The organism is Kocuria rosea, from assembly GCF_023715525.1.
Classification (GTDB): Bacteria; Actinomycetota; Actinomycetes; order Actinomycetales; family Micrococcaceae; genus Kocuria; species Kocuria rosea_A.
Window position 1 is genome coordinate 199905 of record NZ_JAMBOG010000002.1, and the last position, 24097, is coordinate 224001.

Here is a 24097-nt window from a genome sequence, read left to right on the forward strand (position 1 = left end):
CCGGGAGGCGCGGCAGGACGACCATCCTACGCTACCCCGCCGCCGTCCCGGGGCGGGACGGCGGCGGGGACGGCGGCGGGCACACGGTCCGCTGCCGACACGACGGCGGGGCCCCGGCGTCGCCGCAGGCCACGCGGGCGGACCGCTACGCTGGACGGATGCTCGACTCCCTGCACCCCGCGCGCACGCCGGCCGCGGAGACCCTGTATCTCGTCGGCACGAGCGGACACCCGAACTTCGGCGACGAGTTCATCGCCGCCTCGTGGCTGCGCTTCCTGGCCCGGGCCCGTCCCGACGCCGACGTCTGGCTCGACTGCCCCAGCCCGGGGCTGGCCTCCCACCTGTTCGACGGCCTGCACCCCCGGCTGCGCACCACCGACACCCTGTGGCGGCTCGTGTTCGAGACCACGCACATGGCCGACGACGAGGCCGACGCCCACGTGGACCGGGTGGTCACCTCCCTGGGCTCCCCCCGCTACGACCTGGGACTGCTCGGCGCCCGCCGGGCGGGCTCCGTCCATCTCATCGGCGGCGGCTACCTGAACGCCGTCTGGCCGCACCACGCCCGTCTGCTGCGGGCCGCGCTGCGGCTCAAGGAGCTCACCGGGGCCCGGCTGGCGGCCACCGGACTGGGCCTGGCCCCCGCCACGGACACCGAGGGGCTCCGCGCCGCGCTGGGCGCCTTCGACCACGCGAGCGTCCGGGACGCCCCGAGCGCACGGCTGTCCGGGGCCGAGCGCGCGCCCGACGACGCGTTCCTGGGCCTGCCCTCCGTGGCGGGCTCCGCCGGGGTGGAGGGCGGCGGCGCGACCGGCCGGGCGGCCGAGGGTGACGTGTGGGTCTGCCTCCAGAGCGACATGACCGAGCCGGGCGTCCTCGACGCCGCCGTGGCGGCCGTGCGCGCGGCGCTGACGGGACCGCAGCTCGCGGGCCGGACCGTGCGCTACCTCGAGGCGATCCCGGGCGTGGACCGCGTGGCCTTCGAGCGGCTGGGCGACCTGATCCCCGAGGAGAACTTCGTCCCGTTCACCCGGCTGTGGCAGGAGGGCTTCCCGGCCCGGGCGGGCCAGACGTGGCTCACCTCGCGGTTCCACTTCCACCTGCTGGCCGCCGCCTGTGGGGCGGAGGGCACGGCCCTGGAGGTCAGCTCGGACTACTACCGGGTCAAGCACCAGTCCCTGCTGGACGCCGGGACGGGCTGGTCCGTCACGCCGGCGGGCAGCACCGGAACCGTCCCGGCGACGGGAGCGCCGTCGTTCCCCGCCACGGCCGCCCGGCTGCACCGCACGAAGCTGCGGGAGGCCCAGGAGCTCTACCCGGCGGTCGAGGCCCCTGCCGGGCCGGCCCCTGCGCCCCCGGCCCGGTCGGTGGCCGGCCGCTCGGTCGCGCGGTTCCTGCGCCGGTGAGACGACCACGACGCCCGGCCGGGGATCCGGCCGGGCGTCGTGGTCGGTGCAGGCGTGGGGTGCGGCCCGGGCGGGCCCGGGGTCAGGCGTCGGCCGGGGCGTGGCGCTGATCGGCGCGCCAGCGGATGCCGGCGTCGACGAACCCGTCGATCGCGCCGTCGAAGATCGCGGAGGGGTTGCCCTCCTCGTGGTTGGTCCGCAGGTCCTTGACCATCTGGTACGGGTTGAGGACGTAGGAGCGCATCTGGTCGCCCCAGGACGCCTTGACGTCGCCGGCCAGCTCCTTCTTCTTGGCGCTCTCCTCCTCCTGGCGCAGCAGCAGCAGGCGGGACTGGAGCACGCGCAGCGCGGCCGCACGGTTCTGGATCTGGGACTTCTCGTTCTGCATCGACACCACGATGCCCGTGGGCAGGTGGGTCATGCGCACGGCCGAGTCCGTGGTGTTCACCGACTGCCCGCCGGGGCCGGAGGAGCGGAAGACGTCGACCTTGATCTCGTTCTCGGGGATCTCGACCGAGTCGTCCTGCTCGATCAGCGGGATGACTTCCACGGCCGCGAACGAGGTCTGGCGCCGGCCCTGGTTGTCGAACGGGGAGATGCGCACGAGCCGGTGGGTGCCGGCCTCCACGGAGAGGGTGCCGAAGGCGTAGGGGGCCTTGATCTCGAACGTCGCGGACTTCAGCCCCGCCTCCTCCGCGTAGGAGGTGTCGAGGACGGCGGTCGGGTAGCCGTGGCGCTCGGCCCAGCGCAGGTACATCCGCATGAGCATCTCGGCGAAGTCGGCGGCGTCCACGCCGCCCGCGCCGGCGCGGATGGTGACGACGGCCTCGCGCTCGTCGTACTCCCCCGCCAGCAGGGTCTGGATCTCGAGCTCGGAGAGGGCCTTCTTCACCGACGCCAGCTCCTCGACGGCCAGCTCGAGGGTCTCGGGGTCGTCCTCCTCGTCGGCGAGCTGGACCATCACCTCGATGTCGTCGATGCGCCCGCGCAGCTTGCCGAGCCGGTCGATCTCGGACTGCTTGTGGGAGAGGCGGGAGGTGATCTTCTGCGCCGCGGCCGGGTCGTCCCACAGGTCCGGGGCGAGCGCCTGCTCGGAGAGGACGGCGATGTCCTTCTTGAGCGCGTCGACGTCGGTCACCGCCTCGATGGAGGCGAAGGTGGATCGGAGAGCGGAGAGTTCGGCCGGGAAGTCAAGGGACGCCATAAGAATCAAGATTATCCCATGGGGGCAAATCGCCCTGGGGCCGGGGACGGGGGTTCTGGCAGGATGGGACCGAGAGAAAGGAAGCATGATGCGTATTCCTCGGATCCTGGCTCTGATCCTCGCCGGCGGCAAGGGCTCCCGCCTCGGCGCTCTGACCGAGAAGAAGGTCAAGCCGGCCCTGCCCGTGGCGGGCACCTACCGGCTCATCGACGTCTCGATGTCCAACCTCATGCACTCCCACATCTCCGACGTGTGGGTGGTCCAGCAGTACCTGCCGCACAGCCTCAACAAGCACCTGGCCAACGGCCGGCCGTGGGACCTGGACCGCTCACACGGCGGGCTGCAGGTGCTGCCCCCGTACGAGGGCGCCGAGGGGGAGGGCTTCGCCGAGGGCAACGCCGACTCCATCTACCGGCAGAAGGACCTCATCCGGGAGTTCGGTCCCGACCTCGTGCTGGTGCTCAGCGCGGACCACCTCTACACCCTCAACTTCCTCGACGTCGTGGACACCCACCTGCAGCGCGGCGCGGACCTGACCATGGTGACCACGGTCGTGGACGAGGATCCCTCCCGCTACGGCGTCGTGCAGGTCGGCGACGACGGGCGCGTCACCGGCTTCGACTACAAGCCGGACGAGCCCGACGGCCACCTCGTGACGGGCGAGATGTTCCTCTACAGCGCGGACCGGCTGCTGGAGGCGCTGGAGGCCCTGCACGAGGAGCGGGGCCGGCTCGAGGACTACGGCAACGACCTGGTGCCCTGGTTCGTGCGGCACCGGACCGTGGTGGAGCACCGCCTGGACGGGTACTGGATGGACATGGGCACCCTGCAGTCCTACTGGACCGCCCACATGCAGCTGCTCGACGGCGACGGCGCCGAGCTCGACGACCCGGACTGGCCGATCCTCTCCGCCCAGCCGCAGCTCGTGCCGGCCCGGGTGGCGGGCTCCGCGGACATCCGCCACTCGATGGTCGCCGCCGGCTCCGTGGTGCGCGGGACCGTGGAGCACTCGGTGCTGGGCCCGCAGGTGGTGGTCGAGCAGGGCGCGACGGTGCGCAACTCGGTGCTCCTCGACGGCGTGCACGTGGCCGCCGGCGTGACTCTGGACAACGTCGTCGCGGACGTGGGTGCGCGGATCACCGCGGGCCGGCACGGGACGGAGGCCGGCGTCACCCTGATCGACGATACCGGCGCGGTGTCCACCACGGAGGAGTTCGAGTTCAGCGCGGCGCTGCCGCAGGGCTTCGTCCCCTGACCCAGGACCCGCCCGCGCCCGCCGGGGCCGGGACACGACGTCACCGGCCCAGTCGGGCCCGGGCCTCGCTCGTGGCCGAGACGGGGACGCCGTCGGGCACCAGCAGGCTCACCACCGGCGGGTGGACGACGGCGTGCAGCGTCACCTCCGCGGTGCGGCCGTCCGGGTTGCCGGTGAGCGCGCCCAGCAGCCCGAGCGCGTCCGCGGAGAGCAGCGCCGTCATGGGTCCCCCTGTGCCGTCCCGGCGCGCGGGCGCGCCGGCCACGCTCCCCCCGGAGCGCATGGACAGGAAGATGGACGGGTCGGGCGGGGCGTCGGCAGTCCCTGGGACGCCTCCTGTGGACCGCCGGGCCCGACCCGCGGCGTTGTTCGCTTCAGCGAATAACAATTCCGTCACAGGATGTGAAAGCATGAAAAGGGCCGTCCGGAGCGACCCGGACGGCCCGCACGGAGCTGGCGGTGCTCAGCCGGCGGGGCGCTGCTCCGGGGAGGCCGCCCGGAAGTCGCGCACGGACGCGCGGTCCGCGTGCTCGGGGGCCGGCGCCCACGGCTTCTCCGCCTCGGTGACCGCGATGTGCCGGGCCAGGCGGGTCACGTTGACCTCCTGCTGCCGGTGCCTCAGGGCGGAGGTGGCCTGGGTGATCATGAAGACCACCACGAACCCGTAGAGCACCAGGTCCGTGCCGCGGCCGATGCCGAAGAACTGCGCCACGGCCGTGAGCAGGTCCGGGAAGAAGATGGACAGCGCCGCGAAGATGAAGAAGCTCAGGCCGACGACCCGGCGGATCGCCTGGTGCTTGGCGTTGGCCCCGCCGCGGATGAGCGCGAGCGCGCCGTAGCCGACGGCGAGGACCAGCAGGATCTGGACGGCGTAGAGCATCGGTCGGGTCTCCCCTGGGGTCTGTGGAACGGCGGGCGGGAACGGCGGGACGGAACTACTTGACGAACAGCTCGGCGAGGATGTTCACGCCGTTGAGCAGGGACTGGCCCTTGGAGCGCGAGTAGTCCGTGTAGATGATCTCCACGGGGTGCTCGACCCAGCGCGGGCGGATGTCGGCGAGCTGGTTGACGATCTCGGAGGCGTGCGCCATCCGGTTCTGGGTGAGCCGGATCCGGCCCAGCGTGCGCCGGTCGATGGCCCGCAGCCCGTTGTGGGCGTCGGAGAGGTCCATGCCGGTGGACAGCCGGGAGAACATCGCCGCCGTGCGCAGCACGACGCGCTTGAGCGTCGAGACCTGGGTGCGCCGGTCGAGGAAACGGGAGCCGAGCACGACCTCGGCCTCGCCCGAGCGGATCCGCTGCACCATGTCCCAGGCGTCGACGACGCGGTGCTGGCCGTCGGAGTCGAAGGTCACCACGCAGTCCATCTGCGGGTCCTGCAGGGCGTACTCGAAGCCCGTCTGCAGGGCCGCGCCCTGGCCCAGGTTGATGGGGTGCTGCACGACGACGGCACCGGCCTCGGCGCAGATGCGCGCGGAGTCGTCGGAGGAGCCGTCGTCGACGCAGACGACGTGCGGGAAGGTCCGCCGCAGCTCCTTCAGCACCTCTCCCACGACGGCCGCCTCGTTGTACACGGGCATGACGATCCACACGCGATTCACCACGACATTCTCGCACAGCGCGCCGGGCCCCCAGGCCGAGCCGGTCCGGGCCGCGGTGACCCCTATAATCGATCCGACCCTTCCCCCCATTCCCGAGGACGAGACCGTGCCCGCACGCATGACGACACCTGCAGGACCGACGTGCTGACGGACTGGTGGCCGTACCTCCCTGCGTTCCTGGTCCTCCTGGCGTGGCTCTGGCTGCCCGGCCTGGCCCTGCTGTGGGCCTTCGGCCAGCGCGGCGGCCGGATCCTCCTGACGGCTCCAGCCTTCAGCGTCGCCGTCGTCGGCCTCACGGGCGTGGTCCTGGACCTGGTGGGGATCCGCTACAGCTCGCTGTCCCAGGCCGTCTCGGCGACGGTGCTGGCGCTGCTGGCGTGGCTCGCGGGCCGGTTCGTCCCCCGCGGAGGCCACGCGCCGGAGGAGCGCACCGCGGCGGACGAGCCGCGGGACGCCGAGGCACGCTTCAGCGACGACCGCCGTTGGCTCTTCCCCGCGGGCGCCGCGGCGGGCCTCGCGGTCGGGGCCGTGCTCCTGCTGCGCCGCATCGCCTCCGTCATCGGCACCCCCGAGGCGATGGCGCAGCGCTGGGACAACATCTTCCACCTCAATGCCATCCGCTGGGTCGTGGAGACGGGCAGCGGCTCGACCCTGACGCTGAACCGGATGGTGGACCCGGACCGTGCGATCGCCGTCTACCCCGCGGCGTGGCACCAGCTCGCGTCCCTCCTGGTGCCGCTGACCGGCGACAGCGTCTTCGTCGCGCACAACCTGACCCTGCTCGCCGTCGCGGGGGTCGTCTGGCCCGCCTCGTGCATCTTCCTCGTCCGTTGTCTCGTCGGCCGTTCCCCCGTGGCGGCCGTGGCCGCCGGCGCGGCCAGTGCCGGCTTCAGTGCGTTCCCGTTGGGACTGATGGCCTGGGGTCCGCTGTTCCCCAACCTGCTGTCCCTGGCGATCCTGCCCGTGTCCCTGGGACTGCTCGTGCGGATGCTCGGGCCCGGGGTGACCGCCGACCGGACGGCTCGCGCCCAGGACCTGTCCGGTCGGATCCGGCTGGCCGTCAGCTTCGTGGTCACCCTGGGAGCCCTGTTCGTCGCCCAGCCGAACGCCTTCCTGGCCCTGCTCGTGGTCGCCGTTCCCCTCGCGACCACGGCCTGGTGGCAGGGACTGCGGGCAAGCGCGAGGGCCCGCCGCCGCCGCCCCGTGCTCGGTCTCGTGTCCGTTGCGGTCGTCGCCGTCACTGCGTGGCTGCTCCTGTGGAACACCCTGACCACCCATCGCGCCTGGGATCCGTTCACGAGCTTCGGTCGTGGCGTGGGCGAGGCCCTCATGTACACCACGAACGGCCGCGAGGACGTCCCCTGGGTGCTCGTGGTGTTGACCGCCGCTGGGGTCTACGCCGCGATCACCCGGCGGAGGCTGCGCTGGCTCGTGCTGGCGCACCTCATGCTCGTGCTCCTGTTCGCCGTCGCCGCCGGGGGCGAGGAGGGCCCGTGGCGCGAGTGGCTGGCCGGCGGCTGGTACGTCGACTCCTACCGGCTGGCGGCCACCCTCCCGCTCACGGCGGTGCCCCTCGCCGCCTTCGGCGCGGCCCACGTCGCGGGTGCGGCGGCGACCGGCCTCGCCGACCTGTTCGCGTTCGCCGGACGACGGCGGACGGGACTGAGCGCTGCGTACCCCGTGGCGGCCCTCGTGGTGGCCGCCCTCGTGGTGCCGCTGTCCCAGATGGACTCCCTGACGCAGGCGACCCGGTGGGGCAAGAAGTACTACGCGTGGGAGGGGCCCGAGAACATGCTGACCCGTGACGAGTACCAGCTCCTCCAGCAGCTGGACGAGCTCACGGACCCCGAGGACGTCATCGCGGTGAACCCCTGGAACGGCGGGGCGCTGGCCTTCGCGGCCAGCCAGCGGGCCGTGACGGAGTACCACATCGGCGAGCCGGAGGGTGCCGTGGCGACGGTCGTGAAGGACATCGACGACGCCCTGCCGGGCAGCCCGGCGTGCGAGGCCGCAGAGGAGCTCGACGTCCGTTGGGTCCTGGACTTCGGCACCCAGTTCATCATCCCCGACGCTCCCCCGGCCCTGGAGTACACCGGCGTCAATGCCGTGGACCCGGCCGTGGACACCAACCTGGCGCTGGTCGAGCGGAGCGGGGCGGCCGCCCTGTACGAAGTCGTCGGCTGCGACGCCCCCTGAGGCGGCACACCGGCGCCGACGCGAACGGGCCGTCCACCTTCCGGAAGGTGGACGGCCCGTTCGCGTCGGGAGCGGAAGCGGTCACCCGGCGTTCTCGGACGCGCGGAACTGCTCGATGACCTCGTCGATGGGTCCGTCGCTGCGGACGCGGCCGTGCTCGATCCACACCCCGCGCGCGCAGACCTTGCGCACCACGTCGAAGTCGTGGCTGACGACCAGCAGGGTCTTGCCCTCCTCGGACAGCTCCCGCACCCGCCCCAGGCTCTTGCGCTGGAACGGCTCGTCGCCCACCGAGAGGATCTCGTCGATGATGAAGATGTCGGGGTCCGTGAAGACGGCCACGGCGAAGGCCAGGCGCAGGTACATGCCCGAGGAGTAGAACTTCACCTCGGTGTCGATGAACTGCTCGATCTCCGAGAAGGCGACGATCTGGTCGAACTTCTCGTCGATCTCCTCCTTGGTCATGCCGAGGATCGCCCCGTTGAGGTAGACGTTGTCCCGGCCGGTGAGGTCGGGGTGGAAGCCGGCGCCGACCTCGATCAGCCCGGCCACGCGGCCGTTGACCTCGAGGGTGCCGCCGTCGGGGCTCATGACGCCGGAGATCAGCTTGAGGAACGTCGACTTGCCGGAGCCGTTGAGCCCCACGAGCGCGACGCTCTCCCCTGGCTCGATGCGCACGCTGAGGTCCTCCAGCGCGCGGAAGCGGTTGGAGATGTCCTGGCGGCGGCCCTTCGCCAGCCACATCACCGTCTCCTTCAAGGAGCGGGCGTGGCGCAGCGAGAACTCCTTGGCCAGGTGCTCCGCCACGACGGCGGGCGTGCCGGGGGTCCCGGCGGGGCCGGGCACGGATTGCGGACTCATCGTCACAGCTCCTGGGCGAATCGGCCCTCGAGGCGGCGGAACGACCAGTCGCCCAGGACCATGAGGACGGTGACCACCAGCAGGGCCACGGGTGTCCACTGGGAGAACAGGTGCGGCGGGACCTCATGGGCGCCGGGGGTGGTGGTGGGCAGCCAGAACGCGGCGTGGGAGAGCTCGACCGCGACCGTGAGGGGGTTGAGCATGAACCCGGCGAACCACACCGGCCCCAGCACGTCGCGGACCATGGTCCAGGCGTAGAGCACCGGGGCGGACCAGGTGCTGACCATGATGATGAGGTCCACGAAGTTCTCGGCGTCCCGGAAGAAGACGTTGGCCGCGCCGAAGAGCAGCCCGAGGCCGGTGGCCAGCAGGCCCACGATCAGCAGCGCCGCCGGGATCGCCAGCACGGAGATCCACGTGGGCGACCAGCCCACGACCAGGCAGGCGAGCAGCATCACCACGAGCTGCGGCAGCAGGTGCACGGCGGCGACCCACACCGAGGACACGGGGAACATCTGCCGCGGCAGGTAGATCTTCTTGATCAGGCTCGCGTTGGCCACGACCGAGCGGGCGGCGTTGCCGAAGGCCTCCGAGAAGAAGTTGATCAGGATGATGCCGGAGAACAGGTAGACGGCGTAGTTCTGCATCCCCCGCTCCAGGCCCAGGAAGATGCCGAGGGCCACGTAGAACACCACGAACTGGATGCCGGGCTTGACGTAGGACCACAGCAGCCCCAGGACCGTGCCCCGGTAGCGGATCTGCAGCTCCTTGTCGACGAGCAGCTTCAGGAGGTAGCGCTGGCGGAACACCGCCGGCAGCCCCGTCCCGGGGGACGGGGCGCGGACCACGGTGGCAGAGGCCATCAGGCGCCGATCTCCGAGTGCTCGCGGAAGGTGGCCTCCCACGCCGCCATGGAGGTGATGTCGGGCATCGCCTCCCGGTAGCGTCGCGAGAGCTCCGGCCAGCGCAGGGCCAGATGGGCGTGCAGCCGCACGGACTCGGCGAGCAGGGCGCGGGCCTCCTTGGGGGAGCGCTTGTACCAGGTGTAGCCGGTGCCGTCCGACGCGGTGACCAGGGCGCTGTCGTAGCGGGTGAGCCGCCACCAGCGGGCGTCCTGGTAGGGCAGGTGCACCTCGGGGTGCTGCCCGGCCTGCTCCTTGGGCGCCACGGCCAGGTGGCGCACCACGGCGGTGGCGGCGGAGGTGAGGATCTTCAGCCCGTGCGGGGAGCTCATCCGCTTCGCCCGCACCGGCTTGGTCGCCGCGACCTGGGGGTAGGCGTCCAGGTCCGGCTCGTAGACGGCGTCGGAGTGCTGGGTCATGAGCCTGCGCACGTCGCGGATGCGCTGCGGCAGCAGCTCGTGCAGGGCCTCGGGGCCGGCCAGGACGTCCCGGAGCGCCAGCACGCGGGCCTCCTCGGCGAAGTACTGCATGGACAGCACGTGGCGCAGGTCCTTGATCCCGTTGCGCCCAAGCACCTCCCCGCCGCGGTCGAACGGCGAGTGCAGCAGGGCCGCGACCAGCTGGTTGCGCTTGTGGAAGTACGCCTGCCAGCTGATGGTGTCGTCCTTGTCCGCCCAGGCGAGGTGCCACACGGCGACGCCGGGCAGGGAGACCGTGCGGTAGCCGGCGGCCTTCGCGCGGATGCCGTACTCCACGTCGTCCCACTTGATGAACACCGGCAGGGCCAGGCCGATCTCGCGGATCACGGCGGTGGGGATCAGGCACATCCACCACGCGTTGTAGTCCACCTCGATCCGGCGGTGCATCCACGGCGTGGCGCGCAGGTTGCTGTGGCGGAAGTCGTGGCCGATCTCCACGCCGTCCCCGGCGGGGCCGTACTGGAAGCTGTACGGGTCCATGGCCTCGCCGAAGTTGTGGATCTTCGTGGGGTTGAGCAGGTCGATCATGTGCCCGCCCACGAGGGTGGGCCGCTTGCAGTAGTCCGCGAACACGCTGACGCGGCGCACGGCCTCGGGCTCGATCTCGACGTCGTCGTCCATCAGCAGCACGTAGGTGCTGTCCGCCTTGACCGCCTCGTACATCCCGCGCGCGAAGCCGCCCGCGCCGCCGAGGTTGGCCTGGTCGAGCACGCGCAGGCGCTCGCCGAAGCGCTCCTGCACCTCGCGGAAGCCGGGCTCCTCGACGACCTTCTGGTTGCCCTGGTCGACGATGACGACCTCGGCGACCTGCGGCAGGTGCTCCTGCTGCTCGACGAGCAGCCGTGCGTTGCGCAGGCAGTAGGACGGCTTGTTCATCGTGGTGATCTGGAGGGTCACGGAGCCCTCCGAGGTGCCGGCGCCGTCGCCCAGCCACTGCGCGCCCTGCAGGACGAGGCCCTCGTCCGCCGCCGCGAGGTCGAACCAGTACCAGCCGCCGTCGGCGAAGGCCTTCAGGGACAGGACCGCCTCGGTCACGTGCTCGTCGCCGGAGACCTCGTGCACGGACACGGGCACGGACTCGCCGCGGGCGTTGGAGCTGTAGACGCTCACGGTGCCGCGCCCGGAGGTGCGCACGCGCAGCACGACCTCGCGCAGGTGGGTGTTGTGCCGCCAGTAGCTGGCCGGGAACGCGTTGAAGTAGGTCGCGAAGGAAACCGTGTTGCGGGCGTGCACGCGCAGGGAGCGCCGCCCGAGGATGGTCAGGGAGTCCGTGGCGCTGGGCTCGGAGGCCACGTTCACCACGATCTGCCGCTCCCGCTGGGGGGCGTCCTCGGGCTGGACGGCCGTGCCGGTGTCGGCCCGGGTGTCCATGTAGAGGGGCTGGGTGGGCAGCCGGTCCTTGGCCGGGAAGACGAGCTCCTGCAGCACCCGGTAGGTGATGTCCTCGGTGCCGGTCCGGTCGGTGTCCTGGGTCGTCGCGGTCACGCGTCCACTCCCCCGCTCTCGATGGTGGCCCCGCTGGTGAAGTGGGGCTTGATCTTGTTGTCGACCATGGACAGGGCCGCGCCGATGGCCATGTGCATGTCGAGGTACTTGTACGTGCCCAGGCGCCCGCCGAACAGGACGTTGTCCTCGCCGCGGGCGAGGTCGCGGTACTTGAGCAGCTTCTCGCGGTCCACGGAGGTGTTGACCGGGTAGTACGGCTCGTCGCCCTTCTCGGCGAAGCGCGAGAACTCCCGCATGATCACCGTGGCGTCCTTGGTGTAGTCGCGCTCCGGGTGGAAGTGGCGGAACTCGTGGATCCGGGTGAAGGGGACGTCGGGGTCCGGGTAGTTCATCACCGGGGTGCCCTGGAAGTCCTCGATCGGCAGGACCTCCTCCTCGAGGTCGATGGTCCGCCACGAGAGGTCGCCCTCGGCGTAGTCGAAGTAGCGGTCCACGGGACCGGTGTAGACCACCGGGACCTGGCCCAGCACGGCCGAGCGGGAGTAGTCGTGGCCGTCGTCGAAGAAGTCGGTGTCCAGCCGGACGTCGATCTTCGGGTGGTCCGCCATGCGCTCGAGCCACGCGGTGTAGCCGTCCACCGGGAGACCTTCGTACTTGTCGTTGAAGTACCGGTTGTCGTAGGTGTAGCGCACGGGCAGCCGCGAGATGATCGAGGCGGGCAGGTCCTTGGGGTCCGTCTGCCACTGCTTGCCGGTGTAGTGCTTGATGAAGGCCTCGTAGAGGGGGCGGCCGATGAGCTGGATCCCCTTGTCGTTGAGGTTCTGCGGGTCCGTCCCCGCGAGCTCCCCGGCCTGCTCCTGGATCAGGGCCCGGGCCTCCGACGGCGAGTACGCCGCGCGGAAGAACTGGTTGACGGTGCCGAGGTTGATCGGCATGGGGAAGACCTCGCCGTTGTGCCGCGTGTACACGCGGTGCACGTAGTCCGTGAAGGCCGTGAAGCGGTTGACGTAGTCCCAGACCCGCTCGTTGGAGGTGTGGAACAGGTGGGCCCCGTAGCGGTGCACTTCGATCCCGGTGCGCTCCTCCTTCTCGGAGTAGGCGTTGCCGCCGAGGTGGGACCTCCGGTCGATGATGGCCACGTTGAGGTCCAGCTCGCGGGCGGCCCTCTCGGCCACGGTCAGGCCGAAGAGGCCCGACCCGACGACGACGAGATCTGCGTTCACGGGCAAACTCCTGACATTGGGTGTCGTGGGACGTCCCGGCGGTCGGCCGGGCGCGGGGGGCGGCACGCAGCGCACCGGGCGTGCGCTGCGTACCAAAGTACCTGATCAGTCGGGGAAGCCCTGAAGCAGCCAGTCGGCGGCGAGGCGGCCGGAGGCCGCCAGGGAGGCGTGCTCGGCGGCCCATCCGGCGCGCTCGCGGCGCAGCCGCTCGTTCTCCGCGGCGCGCGCGGGGTCGCTGCGGCGGTCGAGGGCGGCGATCATGGCGTCGGCCACGGCGTCGGGGTCGTGCGCGACCGCCGCGCCGAGACCGTTGTCGAGGACGAGCTCGGCGGCGACGCCCGCGCCCGCGTAGACGACCGGCGTCCCGCAGGCGGCGGCGGCGTAGATCTTGGTGGGCTTCGTGAAGTCGTAGCCGTTGTCCGGGATGACGGACCCCAGGGCGGCGACGGCGCCGCGGGTCCACTCGGCGGTCTCCGCGGCGGGACGCAGCCCTTCGAAGAGCACGTGGCCGGGGGCGAGCCGGCGGGCGATCTCCTCGACCCGCTCGATGTCGGAGCCGCGGCCGAAGAAGCGCAGCTGCGCGTCCGGGTGCGCGGCCAGGACCTTGGGCATCGCGCGGACGAACACGTCGGCGCCCTGCCACTCGGACATCGACCCGGCGTAGACGAAGTAGGGGGCACCGGGGTCGGCCACGGGCCCGTCGGGGCGGAAGACGTCGGTGTCGATGCCGTTCTCCGCGACCAGGACCTTGTCCCAGCCGACGCCGGTGACGTCCTGCAGCTCCCGGCCCATGGCCTCGGAGACGGTGAGCACCCCGGCGGCGCGGCGGGCGGCGAGGGTCTCCATCAGCCGCATGCTCTTCTTCACCACCGGGGAGACGTCCATCTTGTCGGCGGCGGTGGTCCAGATGTCGGGGGCGTACCAGACGTAGGGCCGGCCCCGCAGCCACGAGGAGGCGAGCACGGCCATGCCCGTGGTGGGGGGCGGCTCGCTGACGACGAGGTCCGTGCGGGTGGCCAGCAGACGGAAGAACACGGGGACGTCGAAGCTGAGGTACTGGACGATCCCGCGCACGTAGTCGAAGCGGTCCCGCAGCACGGGCCACCGCCTGACCGGGTACGGCTCGGGCTCGATCGGCGTCGACGCGGGCGGGCGGGTGGTGAGGACGGTGACGTCGGCGCCGCGCTCGGTGAGCCCCCGGGCGAGGGCGCGCAGCCGGAAGGACGCGGCGGCCGGCTCGGGGGCGAAGATGCGGCTGACGATGACGATGCGACGGGAAGGCACGGGACCACCTGTTCGGAGGCTCTCGACGGGACGGGGGCAGGACCGGCCGGGGGCGGGCGGTTCAACTGTACTGCCCCGCCCCGGCCGTCCCGACCCGCAGGGCGCGAGGGACTACCGGACGGTGCGGCTGGTCCAGGCGAGCACGGCCGGGCGGAACAACAGCACGAGGACCACGACCGCCGGCACGGCCAGCGCCAGGCCGGCCGGCCACTGCCCGGCCTGCAGCAGGGGGAAGCCGAGGACGAGCAGGAACAGCTGGACGACGAGCGCGGCGGCGCGCGGCCAGCGGAAGCCGCGCCACAGGCCCCGGCCCACGCGCAGCTGCCACAGGGCGCCGCCGAGGAAGACCGCCACGAGGAACACCGTGCCGCCCACGGTCAGGGGCTGCTCGAACAGCAGGCTCCACAGCAGCCGCAGGGCCACCCCGGCCATCGCGAGAGCCTCCAGCAGGACGACGCCGGCCAGGAGGGCGACCTCCCGGGGTCGGTCGGCGCGGTCGGACGGGTGTGCGGGGGCCATGGCGATCTCCTTCCGGCGCGCACGGGCGCGCTCCCCGCCACCCTAGTGGGCCCTGCGCCCGTCCCCGCGCCGGCGACGGCGGGGCCCGGTTCCGCCCTGCGGGGCGCGCCAGTGTGAGCAAGGACTCACCCGGCCCGGTGTGACCCGCCCCTCAACCCCTTGTTCACACCCCGTTCACATGGGAAAGTGGACCACAGTTCTTCACAAGGCCCGTGCGAATGGGCCTTTTCTTCTGTCCCGGACACCTCTGCGGCGGCACCGTCGTGCCCTGCGCCCGGGACCCGTCCTCGAAAGGAGCGATCGTCGACCATGGATTGGCGTAGTCGCGCAGCATGCCTGGAGAAGGATCCCGAGCTGTTCTTCCCCGTGGGCAACACCGGACCTGCTCTCCTCCAGATCGAGGAGGCCAAGGCCGTGTGCCGCAGCTGCTCGGTCATGGACACCTGCCTCCAGTGGGCCCTCGAGTCCGGCCAGGACGCCGGCGTCTGGGGCGGGATGAGCGAGGACGAGCGCCGGGCGCTCAAGCGCCGCGCCGCCCGCGCCCGCCGCGCCTCCTGAGCGCCTCTTCCTGAGCACCGCCCCGCCGGCGGGAGACACGGCCGCGGCCTGTGCACCACCGGCGACGTCGAGGACCGGGACCCACGAGGGTCCCGGTCCTCGTCGTCCGGGCCGCCGCCCTGCGCCGGGGCCCGTCTAGTCCTCGAGCCCCGTCCGGACGGTCACCTCGGTCCCTCCGCCCTCGCGCGGGGCCCAGCGGATGGACCCCCCGAGCTCGCTCGCCACGAGGGTGCGCACGATCTGCATCCCCAGGCCCTCGCCGGTTCCCGCCTGCCGGAACGCCCCCGCCCCGGACTCCTCGATGACGGAGTCCCCCATGCCCGCCCCGTCGTCGCTCACGACGACCTCGAGCGCCTGGCCTCCCTCCTCGTCCCGCACGCGCCGGGCCTCCAGGGTCACGGTCCCGGCCCGCTGGGCGAGGCCGTGCTCGACGGCGTTCGTCACGAGCTCGTTGATCACCAGGGCCAGCGGGGTGGCCAGCCGGGCGGGCAGCTCCCCGAACTCCCCGATCAGCCGCGTGCGCACCGTCTGCTCCGGCGCCGCCACCTCGGCGACGAGCCGGAACTGGCGCTCGATGAGCGCGTCGAAGTCCACGTTCTCGGAGAACCCCTGGGACAGCGTCTCGTGCACCATCGCGATGGTGGCGACCCGGCGCATGGCCTGCTCGAGGCCGTTGCGCGCCTCGTCCGTCGTCATCCGGCGGGCCTGCAGGCGCAGCAGCGCGGAGACCGTCTGAAGGTTGTTCTTCACCCGGTGGTGGATCTCGCGGACGGTGGCGTCCTTGCTCACCAGCTCGAGGTCGCGCCGGCGCAGCTCGGTCACGTCCCGGCACAGCAGCACCGCCCCCAGGCGCCCGGAGCGGTCACGGAGCGGGATCGAGCGGAAGTGCACGGACACGCGCGGGCCCTCCACCTCGGTGCGCCATGCCATCCGCCCCGTGAGCACCGGGGCGAGCGTCTCGTCCGGCCCGGCCCCGGGCCCGAGCGCGGGGGGCACGACGTCCATGAGCCGCTTGCCCACGAGCTCGCCGTCGATGCCCAGCCGGCGCAGCGCCGAGTCGGCGTTCGGGGAGACGTAGACCACGCGGTCGTCGGCGTCGAGCCGGATCGCGCCGTCGCCCACCCGCGGCGCGCCCCGGCGCGAGCCCGTGGGGGCCGAGAAGTCGGGCCACAGCCCCTCGTTGGCCATCCGCAGCAGCGCGTCGGCGCTCTCCCGGTAGACGAGCTCCTGCCGGGAGACCGCCTGGCCCGGCGGCCGCCGGGCGTGCACCGTGAGCATCGCCAGCGTCTTGCCGTTGCGCACGAGCGGGACGGCCTTCACGTGCGGGGCCGAGCGGGCGTCGTCGCCGCCCGGGCGCAGCAGCTCCATCCGCTGGCTCACCCACGCGGCGCGCAGCGGGGCGGAGAGCTCCTCGGGCAGCTGCTCCCCCACCAGGTCCTCGTGGAAGACGGTGGGACCGGTCGCGGGACGCACGTGGGCGAGGACCTGGAAGGCGCTGCCGGGGGCCGGCATGCCGCGCCCGTTGCCGCTGCCCGCGGCCGGGATGTAGTCCACCGGGAAGCTTAGGACGAGGTCGCCGAAACCGAGGTCGGAGATCAGCTGCCAGTCCCCCACGAGCAGGTGTAGCCACTCGTAGTCCCCGGGACCGAAGTCCGCGCTCCTCCTGAGCGGTTCGGTGAACGCCACATCGCCTCCGGTCGTCGCCAGCGGAGGAAACGGGCGCTCCCCCGGGATCAGCGGCGCAGCCAGGCCCCGATCCTGCGGCCCAGCCTAGTACCGTGCACCGGTTCCGGCCCGCCGTCCCCGGCCTCGCCGGCGTCGGCAAGCACCCGCAGCGCCAGCTGCCGCAGGGCTGCGCGCACGGGTGCGCCCGGGGCGGTCTCCGCGAGGACCGCCCCGGCGAGCAGCGCCTCGTCGAGGACCTCCGGGTCCCACGGCACGAACAGCTCCACCGCCGCCCCCGAGCCGAAGCGGGCCCACGCCTCGCGGATCCCGAGCTCCGGCGACCGGCCCGCCGCGGAGCGGCGCAGCTTGTTGACGGCGACGACCAGGCGGGCGCCCGGCGCCGCGGCGGCGAGGTCGGGCAGTCCCTTGACCAGCCGCGGGACGCCGATGGTGTCCGCGGCTCCCACCGCCACGACGACGTCGGCGTGCTCGAGCACCGTCAGGGCCGCGGCGTGGCGGCGCGGGGCCATGGCGTCGAAGCTGAGCTCCTCGTCCACCTCCAGCACGAACCCGCAGTCCACGACCGTCGTCCCGAACTCCTCGGCCGCGCGCTCCAGCACGGCGCCCACGGCGCTGGAGCGCAGTTCGGGCCACCGGTCCTGGCGGGTCAGCCCCGTGAGCACCCGCACCGTGCGCCCCGCCAGGGCCACGTCCGCGGCGATGCCGCGCAGGGCCTGCCCGTCGAGCCGCCCCTGGTCGGCCAGCCGGCACGCCTGCGCCAGCCCCGCGGCCTCGTCGAGCATCCCCAGCACGGCGGCGACCGAGGGCCCGTACGTGTCGGCGTCGACGAGCGCCGCGTCCTCCCCCAGCAGGGCGAGCTCCGCCGCCAGGTTCACCGCCACCGTGGTCCGTCCCGGCGCCCCCGTGGGACCCCACACCGCCACGATCCGCCCGGCGCCCCGGCGTCCGGCCGGTGGTTCCGGCGCGGCGGCGCTCCCCGGCTCCGCCCCGGCCGCGACGGGGGCCTGCCCGGGCTCCTGCGCGGTGGCCCGGTCCGCGCCGGACGTGGAGCCCGGCGCCCCGGCACGGCCGGCCGCCCCGACGTCCGCGTAGCCGAGCTCCCCGGGGGCGGACGCCGCGGCCGCGACCGTCTCCTCGACGAGCCGCGCCGCCTCCTCGGGACTCGCACGGTCGGCGACCACGACGGCGCCCAGCCCGGCGAGGCGGCGCGCGTCGTGGCCCTCCAGCACGAGCAGGACGGCTCCTCCCAGGCGCAGCTGCTCCAGCAGGCTCGCGGTGATCTCCTCGGCCCCCTCCGCGACCAGCGCCGCCCGGACCAGGCCGGTCCGGGCGGCGGCCAGCAGCTCGGTGAGGTCCAGGCAGCGGCGGACGACCGTGACCGGTCCGTGCAGGCGTTCGATGCCGTCCACGAGCGGCCAGGTGGAGACCCCCAGGGTCATCAGGGGGATGCTCATCGCGCCCCGCCCGCCGGGTTCCACACCAGCGTGACCCAGGCGTCGTTGCCGAGCGCGTCCACGAGCTCCTCCATCGGCGCGTCCTCCACCAGCACGTGCACGACCCTCCCGCGGCCGGCTCCCAGCGCGGTCTGCTCCGTCTCGACGGAGGCGATCTCCGCGGCCGGCAGCAGCAGCCGGGCGGGCTCGTAGCCGCGGCCGGAGCGTCCCTGGTCCGCCACCCAGACGTCGACGCTCGATCCTGGGCGGGCCTCGTCCGGTAGCGGGTGCGCGATGGGGATGCCGACGGGCTTGCGGTCCAGCCGGTCCGCGGTGGCCAGCGCGGCGCCCGGCGGCAGCTGCCCCTCGGCGATCCGCTGCGTGGCGACGGTGCCGGGCGCGGGAGCGGCGCTCGCCGGCACGTACAGCGGCGCGGCATCCTGCAGCCGGACCTCGACGGCCACGACGTCCTCCTCCGTCACCGGCTGCCCGACCTCGATGTCCCGGACCGCCGCGAGATAGGGCTCGGTGCGGTGGGTGGCGGCCACGACTGCCGCCACCTCCGCCGCGGACAGCAGCACGAGCAGCAGCCCGGTGAGCAGGCGGGGGTCACACCAGGAGGGCCTCCTGAACCGCGCGGACCCCGCATCCGCGCCCCTGACCGTCCCGCTCATCGGCGCACCGCCCCCCTCGCTCACGGCGTGGCCGTCGACCGCGCACGTCGCCCAATTCTGCCCGCGGGCCGGGGCCGAGGGAACGGGCCGGTGCACAACTGGGGACAGCGCCGTGCCCCCGTCCCCGGCCGCCTCGCGGGGCGGTGGCGCGGCCCGTCCGCCCGTGTGGACGGGCGGGTCCTTCCCGCGGTTCGGTGGCAGACTGGACCCGGAGAGCAACCACGAGCGAGGAGGCGGAGGATGTCGCAGCAGCGCTTCCTGACCTTGGCGGACGTGGCCGAGATCCTCAACATCTCGGCCACGCAGGCGCGGGCCCTCGTGCGCAGCGGGGAACTGCCCGCCATCCAGGTGGGCGGGCGCGGGCAGTGGCGCGTCGAGACGGTGAAGCTGGAGGAGTACATCGCCCGCGGCTACGAGCGCACGGCCGAGGCCGTGCGCTCCGGCTCGGTCGACTGACCGGCCGGGGCACGGTCCGCGGGACCCGTCAGCCCCCGGCGAGGGACGACACGCAGACGACCGACCGGAAGGGCACCGCGCGCACGGCGCGCACGCTCCCCCGCCGGCGGAAGTCGTCACCGGGGTGCAGCGCCAGGTCGAAGAAGTCCTCACCCACCCCGTCGATCGTGCCCTCCAGCACACCCGCCGGGCCACCCCCGGCGAGACGGACCCGCACGCCGGCCCGGGCGCGACCCAGCGTCCGCAGGGCGTGACCGAGGCCGAGCCGCAGGGCCACCGCGCCGCCGCCGGGCGCCCAGCCGCGCCCGGGCAGCTCCCACCACACGACGGGGCCCAGCGGCACGAGGTGCTCCGTCCCCCGCTCCTCGAGGGCGACCCAGTCCGAGCCCAGCGCCCGCACCCGGCCCTCGACGTGCCCGCCGCCCGCCAGGAGCGCCCGCACCGGCGCGCCGTGCGCCGCCCGCAGCCGGTCGGCCACGCCCACCCGGGAGTACTCGGCCCGGGCCTGCTCGGCGGCCTCCGACTCCAGGGCCTGCTGGCCTGCCGCGGCGAGCTGCGCCTCCATGTCGGCGAACAGGTCGTCCCAGCGTACGGCGGTCCCCCTTCACGACGCCCCGGCCACCGGCCGCGGAGGGCCTCACACTAGGCCGCACCTCCACGGCCGTCAGGCGGTTCCGAGTCCACCGCTGCGCGCACAGCCCTTTACAGGGCGCGGCTTCCGGTGCTACCAATCTCCAACGAAGCCAAATGACATCAAACGGCATCAAAAAATGCCCAAGTAGATCAACGTCTGATGACAGCTCGGTCGGGGGATGAGATGACCGGCAACCCGGGTGGCGCACACCGTGGAACGGCACCGCCGTGGAGCGTGCTGGCCGTGCCGCTGCTCGGGCTGGGCCTGGCGGCGTGCGGCGCCGTCCTGCTCTCCCGGGGCGCCGGGCCGGGCCTCGCGCACGACGCCGGGACGGCGCTGGGCCTGGGCGCAGAGGCCGCCGGCTACCTCCTGGTGCTGGCCTGGGCCGTGGCGGCGCTGCTCGCGGTGCTCGCCGTGCTCGCCCACCGCCACCGCTGGGAGCGGCTCGGCCGCCTGTGCCGGCGTCTCTCGCCCGCGCTGCTGCGGCACGCGGCGGCCGCCGTCCTCGGCGTCCAGCTGCTCACGGCCCCCGCGGCCGCAGCCGACTCGGCGCCGTCCCCGTTCTGGGGCGGGACCGGCGGCGACGCCGCCGCCGGCTCCGCGGCACCCGCGGGCTCCCGAGGACCCGAGGCCCCCACAGCTCAGGAGCCTTCCGCGCACCCCGCCCTACCGGGCACGCCCGCACCCGGGGACCTCCCTTCGGACGACCCCGCGCCGGCTGGCGGCGGACGGCCCGTGCCCCCGTCGCAGCGCACCGTCGACGGGGCCGTGACCGTCGTGCGCGGGGACACCCTGTGGTCCCTGGCGGCGGCGCACCTGGGCCCGGACGCCACCGCTGCGCAGATCGGCCGGGCGTGGCCCGCCTGGTTCGAGCGCAACCGGGACGTCCTGCGGGACGGACCCGACCGGCTGCTGCCCGACCAGCGTCTCCTCGTGCCCGCATCCGAGCGGCCCTGACCGTGCCTGATCTTCCCGACCCGACGCTTCCCGACCACAGGAGACCGCCATGAACGCTCCCACCGGTTCCGATCCCGCAGCCCGGCCGGCCGCCCGCACGGTGGTCCGTGGCAGGCCCGCCCGACCGGCGATCCCCGCACCGCCCACGGCTCCCAGCGGCTACACCTGGGGAGCCACGCGCGTGGTCGGCCACGACACCGAGGACGAGCTCGCCCGGGTCACGGCCCTGGCCCGCTCGATCGGGCAGGCCGCCGTGGAGGTGCTGGGCGGCAGCCGGCCGGCGGCGCAGCTGGCCCGGTGGACCACCCGGAGATCGTGCAGCGCTTCCAGCAGCGCGCCGACATGCTGCGCCTGCTCCAGGAGCAGTTCGAGGGCAAGGCGCAGCTGCAGGAGCTGCACCGGAACCCGCACGTGCGGCGGTGCCGGGTGTGCCGCGTGCAGCAGGGCGTCTACGAGGTCGCCCTGGTCCTCGTCGAGCCGCGGCGCAGCCGGGCCGTGGCCCTGCGCGTCGAGCGCCTGGGCCGCGGATGGTCCGTGACCGAGCTCGAGGTCGGCTGAGCCGGACCCGCCGGGCTCAGCCCTCCCCGCCGGCCCGGGCGCCGGCACGCCGCCCGGCGCGGTTGGGGACGGCGTCCGCGGTGTCCGGCTCGGCCCGGTCCGCACCGGTCCGCACCGGTTCCACCCGGGTCTGCGTCTCGCCGGTCTCGCCCGGCGCCGTGTACTGCAGGAAACTCGGCTGGCGCGGGATCTGCAGGTCGACGGGCCCGCCGTCCGCACCGACCCGCTGGCGGCGGATCTCCATCCGGAACAGGGTGGTGACCGTCTCCTCGCGGATGGCCTCCATCATCGCCTGGAACATCGCGTAGCCCTCGCGCTGGTACTCCACGAGCGGGTCGCGCTGGGCCATGGCGCGCAGGCCGATTCCCTCCTTGAGGTAGTCCATCTCGTAGAGGTGCTCGGGCCAGCGGCGCCCGATCACGGACAGCAGCACCCGGCGCTCGAGGTTGCGCATGGCCTCGGCCCCGACCTCCTCCTCCCGCTGGGAGTAGACCACCCGGGCGTCCGAGAGGACCTGCTCGCGCAGGAACTCGGCCGTCAGCCGGGTGCGGCCGCCGGCCTCCTCGACGACCTCGTCCACGGTGAGGGTGATGGGGTAGACCGTGCGCAGGGACTCCCAGAGGCCCTCGAGGTCCCAGTCCTCGGGGTGGCCGACCGCGGTGCGGTCCTGCACCGTCGAGGTGACGACCTCGTCGACGAACTGGGCGATCTGCTCCCGGAGGTCGTCGCCCTCCAGGACGCGGCGGCGGTCCCGGTAGACGGCCTCGCGCTGGCGGTTGAGGACGTCGTCGTACTTCAGGACGTTCTTGCGCTGCTCCGCGTTGCGTCCCTCCACCTGGCTCTGCGCCGAGGCGATGGCCCGCGAGACGATCTTGTGCTCGAGGGCCGTGTCGTCCGGCGCGCCTGCCATGAGCCGCTGCGCGGCCCCGGCGTTGAACAGGCGCATCAGGTCGTCCGCGAGGGACAGGTAGAACCGGGACTCACCGGGGTCCCCCTGGCGGCCGGAGCGCCCGCGCAACTGGTTGTCGATGCGGCGGGACTCGTGGCGCTCGGTGCCCAGCACGTAGAGCCCGCCGAGCGCGACGACCTCCTCGTGCTCGGCCTTCGTCTCCGCCTCGCACGCGGCGAGCACCTCGGGCCAGACCCGCTCGTACTGCTCCGCGTCCCGCTGCGGGTGCAGGCCCCGCTCGCGCATCCGCTCCACGGCGATGAACTCGGCGTTGCCGCCGAGCATGATGTCGGTGCCGCGCCCGGCCATGTTGGTGGCGACCGTGACGGCCCCCCGGCGGCCGGCCTGGGCGACGATGGCCGCCTCCCGGGCGTGGTTCTTGGCGTTGAGCACCTCGTGGCGCACGCCGCGCTGGGCGAGGAGCTTGGAGAGGTACTCGCTCTTCTCGACCGAGACGGTGCCGACGAGCACGGGCTGGCCCTTGGCGTGGCGGTCCTCGATGTCCTTGACAACCGCCGCGAACTTCGCGACCTCGTTCTTGTAGACCAGGTCGGGGCGGTCGACGCGGGCCAGCGGGCGGTGGGTCTCGATCGACACGACCCCCAGCCCGTAGGTGTTCATGAACTCCGCGGCCTCGGTCTCGGCGGTGCCGGTCATGCCCGAGAGCTTCTCGTAGAGACGGAAGTAGTTCTGCAGCGTGACCGTGGCGAGGGTCTGGTTCTCCGCCTTGATCTCCACGCCCTCCTTGGCCTCGATGGCCTGGTGCATGCCCTCGTTGTAGCGGCGGCCGGAGAGGATGCGCCCGGTGTGCTCGTCGACGATCATCACCTCGCCCTTGAGGACGACGTAGTCCTTGTTGGCGCGGAAGAGCTCCTTGGCCTTGATCGCGTTGTTGAGGAAGCCGATGAGGGGGGTGTTCTGGGACTCGTAGAGGTTCTCGATCCCCAGCCAGTCCTCGACCTTCTCGATCCCGGACTCGAGCACCCCCACGGTGCGCTTCTTCTCGTCGACCTCGTAATCGGTGCCCGGGGCGAGCCGCTGCACGAGGCGGGAGAACTCGGTGTACCAGCGGTTGGCCTCGCCCGAGGCCGGGCCGGAGATGATGAGCGGCGTCCGGGCCTCGTCGATGAGGATGGAGTCGACCTCGTCGACGACCGCGAAGTTGTGCCCGCGCTGGACGAGCTCCTCCGGGCTCCAGGCCATGTTGTCGCGCAGGTAGTCGAAGCCGAACTCGTTGTTCGTGCCGTAGGTGATGTCCGCGGCGTACTGCTTCCGGCGGGTCGCGGGGTCCTGGTTGGCGAGGACCACGCCGGTCTCCATGCCGAGGAAGCGGTAGACGCGGCCCATGAGGTTGGCCTGGTACTCGGCCAGGTAGTCGTTGACGGTGACGACGTGGACGCCCTTGCCCGAGAGCGCGTTGAGGTAGGCGGGGGCCGTGGCCACCAGCGTCTTGCCCTCACCGGTCTTCATCTCCGCGATGTTGCCCAGGTGCAGCGCCGCCCCGCCCATGAGCTGGACGTCGTAGTGGCGCTGGCCCAGGGTGCGGGAGGCGGCCTCGCGCACGACGGCGAACGCCTCGGGCAGCAGCCGGTCCAGGGACTCCCCGTCGGCGACCCGGGCCCGGAACGCGTCGGTCTCGGCGCGCAGCTCGGCGTCGCTGAGGTCCCGGAAGCTGTCCTCGAGGCTGTTGATGGCGGTCGTGTAGGACCGCAGCCTGGTCAGGACCTTCTTGTCTCCGGTCCTGAGGACTTTCTCCAGGAATGACGCCACGTGCACACGCTCCTCGGTGTTCGACTGCCGGGTTGGGACCGATCGG

General features: G+C 73.0%; 21 protein-coding genes and 1 pseudogene. 7 read left to right on the forward strand and 15 right to left on the reverse strand.

Going from position 1 to position 24097, the window contains the following annotated elements:
* Positions 1 to 158: 158 nt before the first annotated feature.
* On the forward strand, positions 159 to 1406 hold the full coding sequence (locus M3185_RS02195; RefSeq protein ID WP_251332028.1) for a polysaccharide pyruvyl transferase family protein: 1248 nt from the start codon (positions 159 to 161) through the stop codon (positions 1404 to 1406).
* Positions 1407 to 1488: 82 nt separating this feature from the next.
* Here M3185_RS02195 and prfB read toward each other — a convergent pair whose 3' ends face one another.
* Positions 1489 to 2610, reverse strand: coding sequence for a peptide chain release factor 2 (prfB, locus tag M3185_RS02200; protein ID WP_251332029.1), 1122 nt, complete (start codon positions 2608 to 2610; stop codon positions 1489 to 1491).
* 88 nt (positions 2611 to 2698) lie between these two features.
* On the opposite strand from prfB, the gene M3185_RS02205 reads away from it, so the two are divergent.
* Positions 2699 to 3865: a glucose-1-phosphate adenylyltransferase family protein gene (locus M3185_RS02205; protein ID WP_251332082.1), complete on the forward strand. Its 1167-nt coding sequence runs from the start codon at positions 2699 to 2701 to the stop codon at positions 3863 to 3865.
* 40 nt (positions 3866 to 3905) lie between these two features.
* On the opposite strand, the gene M3185_RS02210 is transcribed toward M3185_RS02205, so the two are convergent.
* From M3185_RS02210 to M3185_RS02220, 3 genes are all read right to left on the reverse strand, one after another.
* The gene (locus M3185_RS02210; RefSeq protein WP_251332085.1) at positions 3906 to 4088 is read right to left on the reverse strand and encodes a hypothetical protein; all 183 of its coding nucleotides are present in this window, start codon (positions 4086 to 4088) and stop codon (positions 3906 to 3908) included.
* Between the two features lie 240 nt (positions 4089 to 4328).
* Positions 4329 to 4745, reverse strand: a complete 417-nt coding sequence (locus M3185_RS02215) for a DUF2304 domain-containing protein (protein ID WP_251332030.1) — start codon at positions 4743 to 4745, stop codon at positions 4329 to 4331.
* Positions 4746 to 4800: 55 nt separating this feature from the next.
* Positions 4801 to 5466: a glycosyltransferase family 2 protein gene (locus M3185_RS02220; RefSeq protein ID WP_251332031.1), complete on the reverse strand. Its 666-nt coding sequence runs from the start codon at positions 5464 to 5466 to the stop codon at positions 4801 to 4803.
* 141 nt (positions 5467 to 5607) lie between these two features.
* On the opposite strand from M3185_RS02220, the gene M3185_RS02225 reads away from it, so the two are divergent.
* Positions 5608 to 7662 (forward strand): DUF6541 family protein, encoded by a 2055-nt coding sequence (locus M3185_RS02225; RefSeq protein ID WP_251332032.1) that lies wholly within the window; start codon positions 5608 to 5610, stop codon positions 7660 to 7662.
* A gap of 81 nt (positions 7663 to 7743) precedes the next feature.
* Here the strand turns inward: M3185_RS02225 and M3185_RS02230 are convergent, their stop codons facing one another.
* From M3185_RS02230 to M3185_RS02255, 6 genes are all read right to left on the reverse strand, one after another.
* A complete protein-coding gene (locus M3185_RS02230) occupies positions 7744 to 8523 on the reverse strand; it encodes an ABC transporter ATP-binding protein (protein WP_251332033.1) in 780 nt (259 codons plus the stop codon).
* Between the two features lie 2 nt (positions 8524 to 8525).
* Complete coding sequence (locus M3185_RS02235) at positions 8526 to 9386, reverse strand: ABC transporter permease (protein ID WP_251332034.1); 861 nt, start codon at positions 9384 to 9386, stop codon at positions 8526 to 8528.
* A complete protein-coding gene (locus M3185_RS02240) occupies positions 9386 to 11389 on the reverse strand; it encodes a glycosyltransferase (RefSeq protein WP_251332035.1) in 2004 nt (667 codons plus the stop codon). Before M3185_RS02240 ends, M3185_RS02235 begins: the two co-directional genes overlap by 1 nt.
* Positions 11386 to 12573 carry a UDP-galactopyranose mutase gene (gene glf, locus M3185_RS02245; protein ID WP_251332036.1) on the reverse strand — a complete coding sequence of 396 codons (1188 nt, stop codon included), beginning with the start codon at positions 12571 to 12573 and terminating at the stop codon, positions 11386 to 11388. Before glf ends, M3185_RS02240 begins: the two co-directional genes overlap by 4 nt.
* Positions 12574 to 12678: 105 nt before the next feature.
* Positions 12679 to 13857 carry a glycosyltransferase family 4 protein gene (locus tag M3185_RS02250; protein WP_251332037.1) on the reverse strand — a complete coding sequence of 393 codons (1179 nt, stop codon included), beginning with the start codon at positions 13855 to 13857 and terminating at the stop codon, positions 12679 to 12681.
* Positions 13858 to 13968: 111 nt separating this feature from the next.
* Positions 13969 to 14376, reverse strand: coding sequence for a hypothetical protein (locus tag M3185_RS02255; RefSeq protein WP_251332038.1), 408 nt, complete (start codon positions 14374 to 14376; stop codon positions 13969 to 13971).
* Between the two features lie 309 nt (positions 14377 to 14685).
* On the opposite strand from M3185_RS02255, the gene M3185_RS02260 reads away from it, so the two are divergent.
* Complete coding sequence (locus M3185_RS02260) at positions 14686 to 14934, forward strand: WhiB family transcriptional regulator (protein ID WP_251332039.1); 249 nt, start codon at positions 14686 to 14688, stop codon at positions 14932 to 14934.
* Between the two features lie 135 nt (positions 14935 to 15069).
* Here M3185_RS02260 and M3185_RS02265 read toward each other — a convergent pair whose 3' ends face one another.
* From M3185_RS02265 to M3185_RS02275, 3 genes are read right to left on the reverse strand one after another with little or no spacing between them, the layout of a single operon-like run.
* The gene (locus M3185_RS02265; protein WP_251332040.1) at positions 15070 to 16620 is read right to left on the reverse strand and encodes a sensor histidine kinase; all 1551 of its coding nucleotides are present in this window, start codon (positions 16618 to 16620) and stop codon (positions 15070 to 15072) included.
* Positions 16621 to 16667: 47 nt separating this feature from the next.
* On the reverse strand, positions 16668 to 18074 hold the full coding sequence (locus M3185_RS02270) for an AAA family ATPase (RefSeq protein WP_251332041.1): 1407 nt from the start codon (positions 18072 to 18074) through the stop codon (positions 16668 to 16670).
* Positions 18071 to 18727: an SAF domain-containing protein gene (locus M3185_RS02275; RefSeq protein WP_251332042.1), complete on the reverse strand. Its 657-nt coding sequence runs from the start codon at positions 18725 to 18727 to the stop codon at positions 18071 to 18073. Before M3185_RS02275 ends, M3185_RS02270 begins: the two co-directional genes overlap by 4 nt.
* A 240-nt stretch (positions 18728 to 18967) precedes the next feature.
* On the opposite strand from M3185_RS02275, the gene M3185_RS02280 reads away from it, so the two are divergent.
* A complete protein-coding gene (locus tag M3185_RS02280; protein WP_251332043.1) occupies positions 18968 to 19183 on the forward strand; it encodes a helix-turn-helix domain-containing protein in 216 nt (71 codons plus the stop codon).
* 28 nt (positions 19184 to 19211) lie between these two features.
* Here the strand turns inward: M3185_RS02280 and M3185_RS02285 are convergent, their stop codons facing one another.
* Entirely contained in the window at positions 19212 to 19748 is a 537-nt protein-coding gene (locus M3185_RS02285) for a hypothetical protein (protein ID WP_251332044.1), read from the reverse strand.
* Positions 19749 to 20051: 303 nt separating this feature from the next.
* Between M3185_RS02285 and M3185_RS02290 the strand changes: the two genes are divergently transcribed.
* Together M3185_RS02290 and M3185_RS02295 are read left to right on the forward strand one after the other, a co-directional pair.
* Positions 20052 to 20774, forward strand: a complete 723-nt coding sequence (locus M3185_RS02290) for a LysM peptidoglycan-binding domain-containing protein (protein ID WP_251332045.1) — start codon at positions 20052 to 20054, stop codon at positions 20772 to 20774.
* Positions 20775 to 20823: 49 nt separating this feature from the next.
* Positions 20824 to 21332, forward strand: a pseudogene (locus M3185_RS02295) (Rv3235 family protein).
* 16 nt (positions 21333 to 21348) lie between these two features.
* Here M3185_RS02295 and secA read toward each other — a convergent pair.
* Complete coding sequence (secA, locus tag M3185_RS02300; protein WP_251332046.1) at positions 21349 to 24051, reverse strand: preprotein translocase subunit SecA; 2703 nt, start codon at positions 24049 to 24051, stop codon at positions 21349 to 21351.
* Between the last annotated feature and the right edge of the window lie 46 nt (positions 24052 to 24097).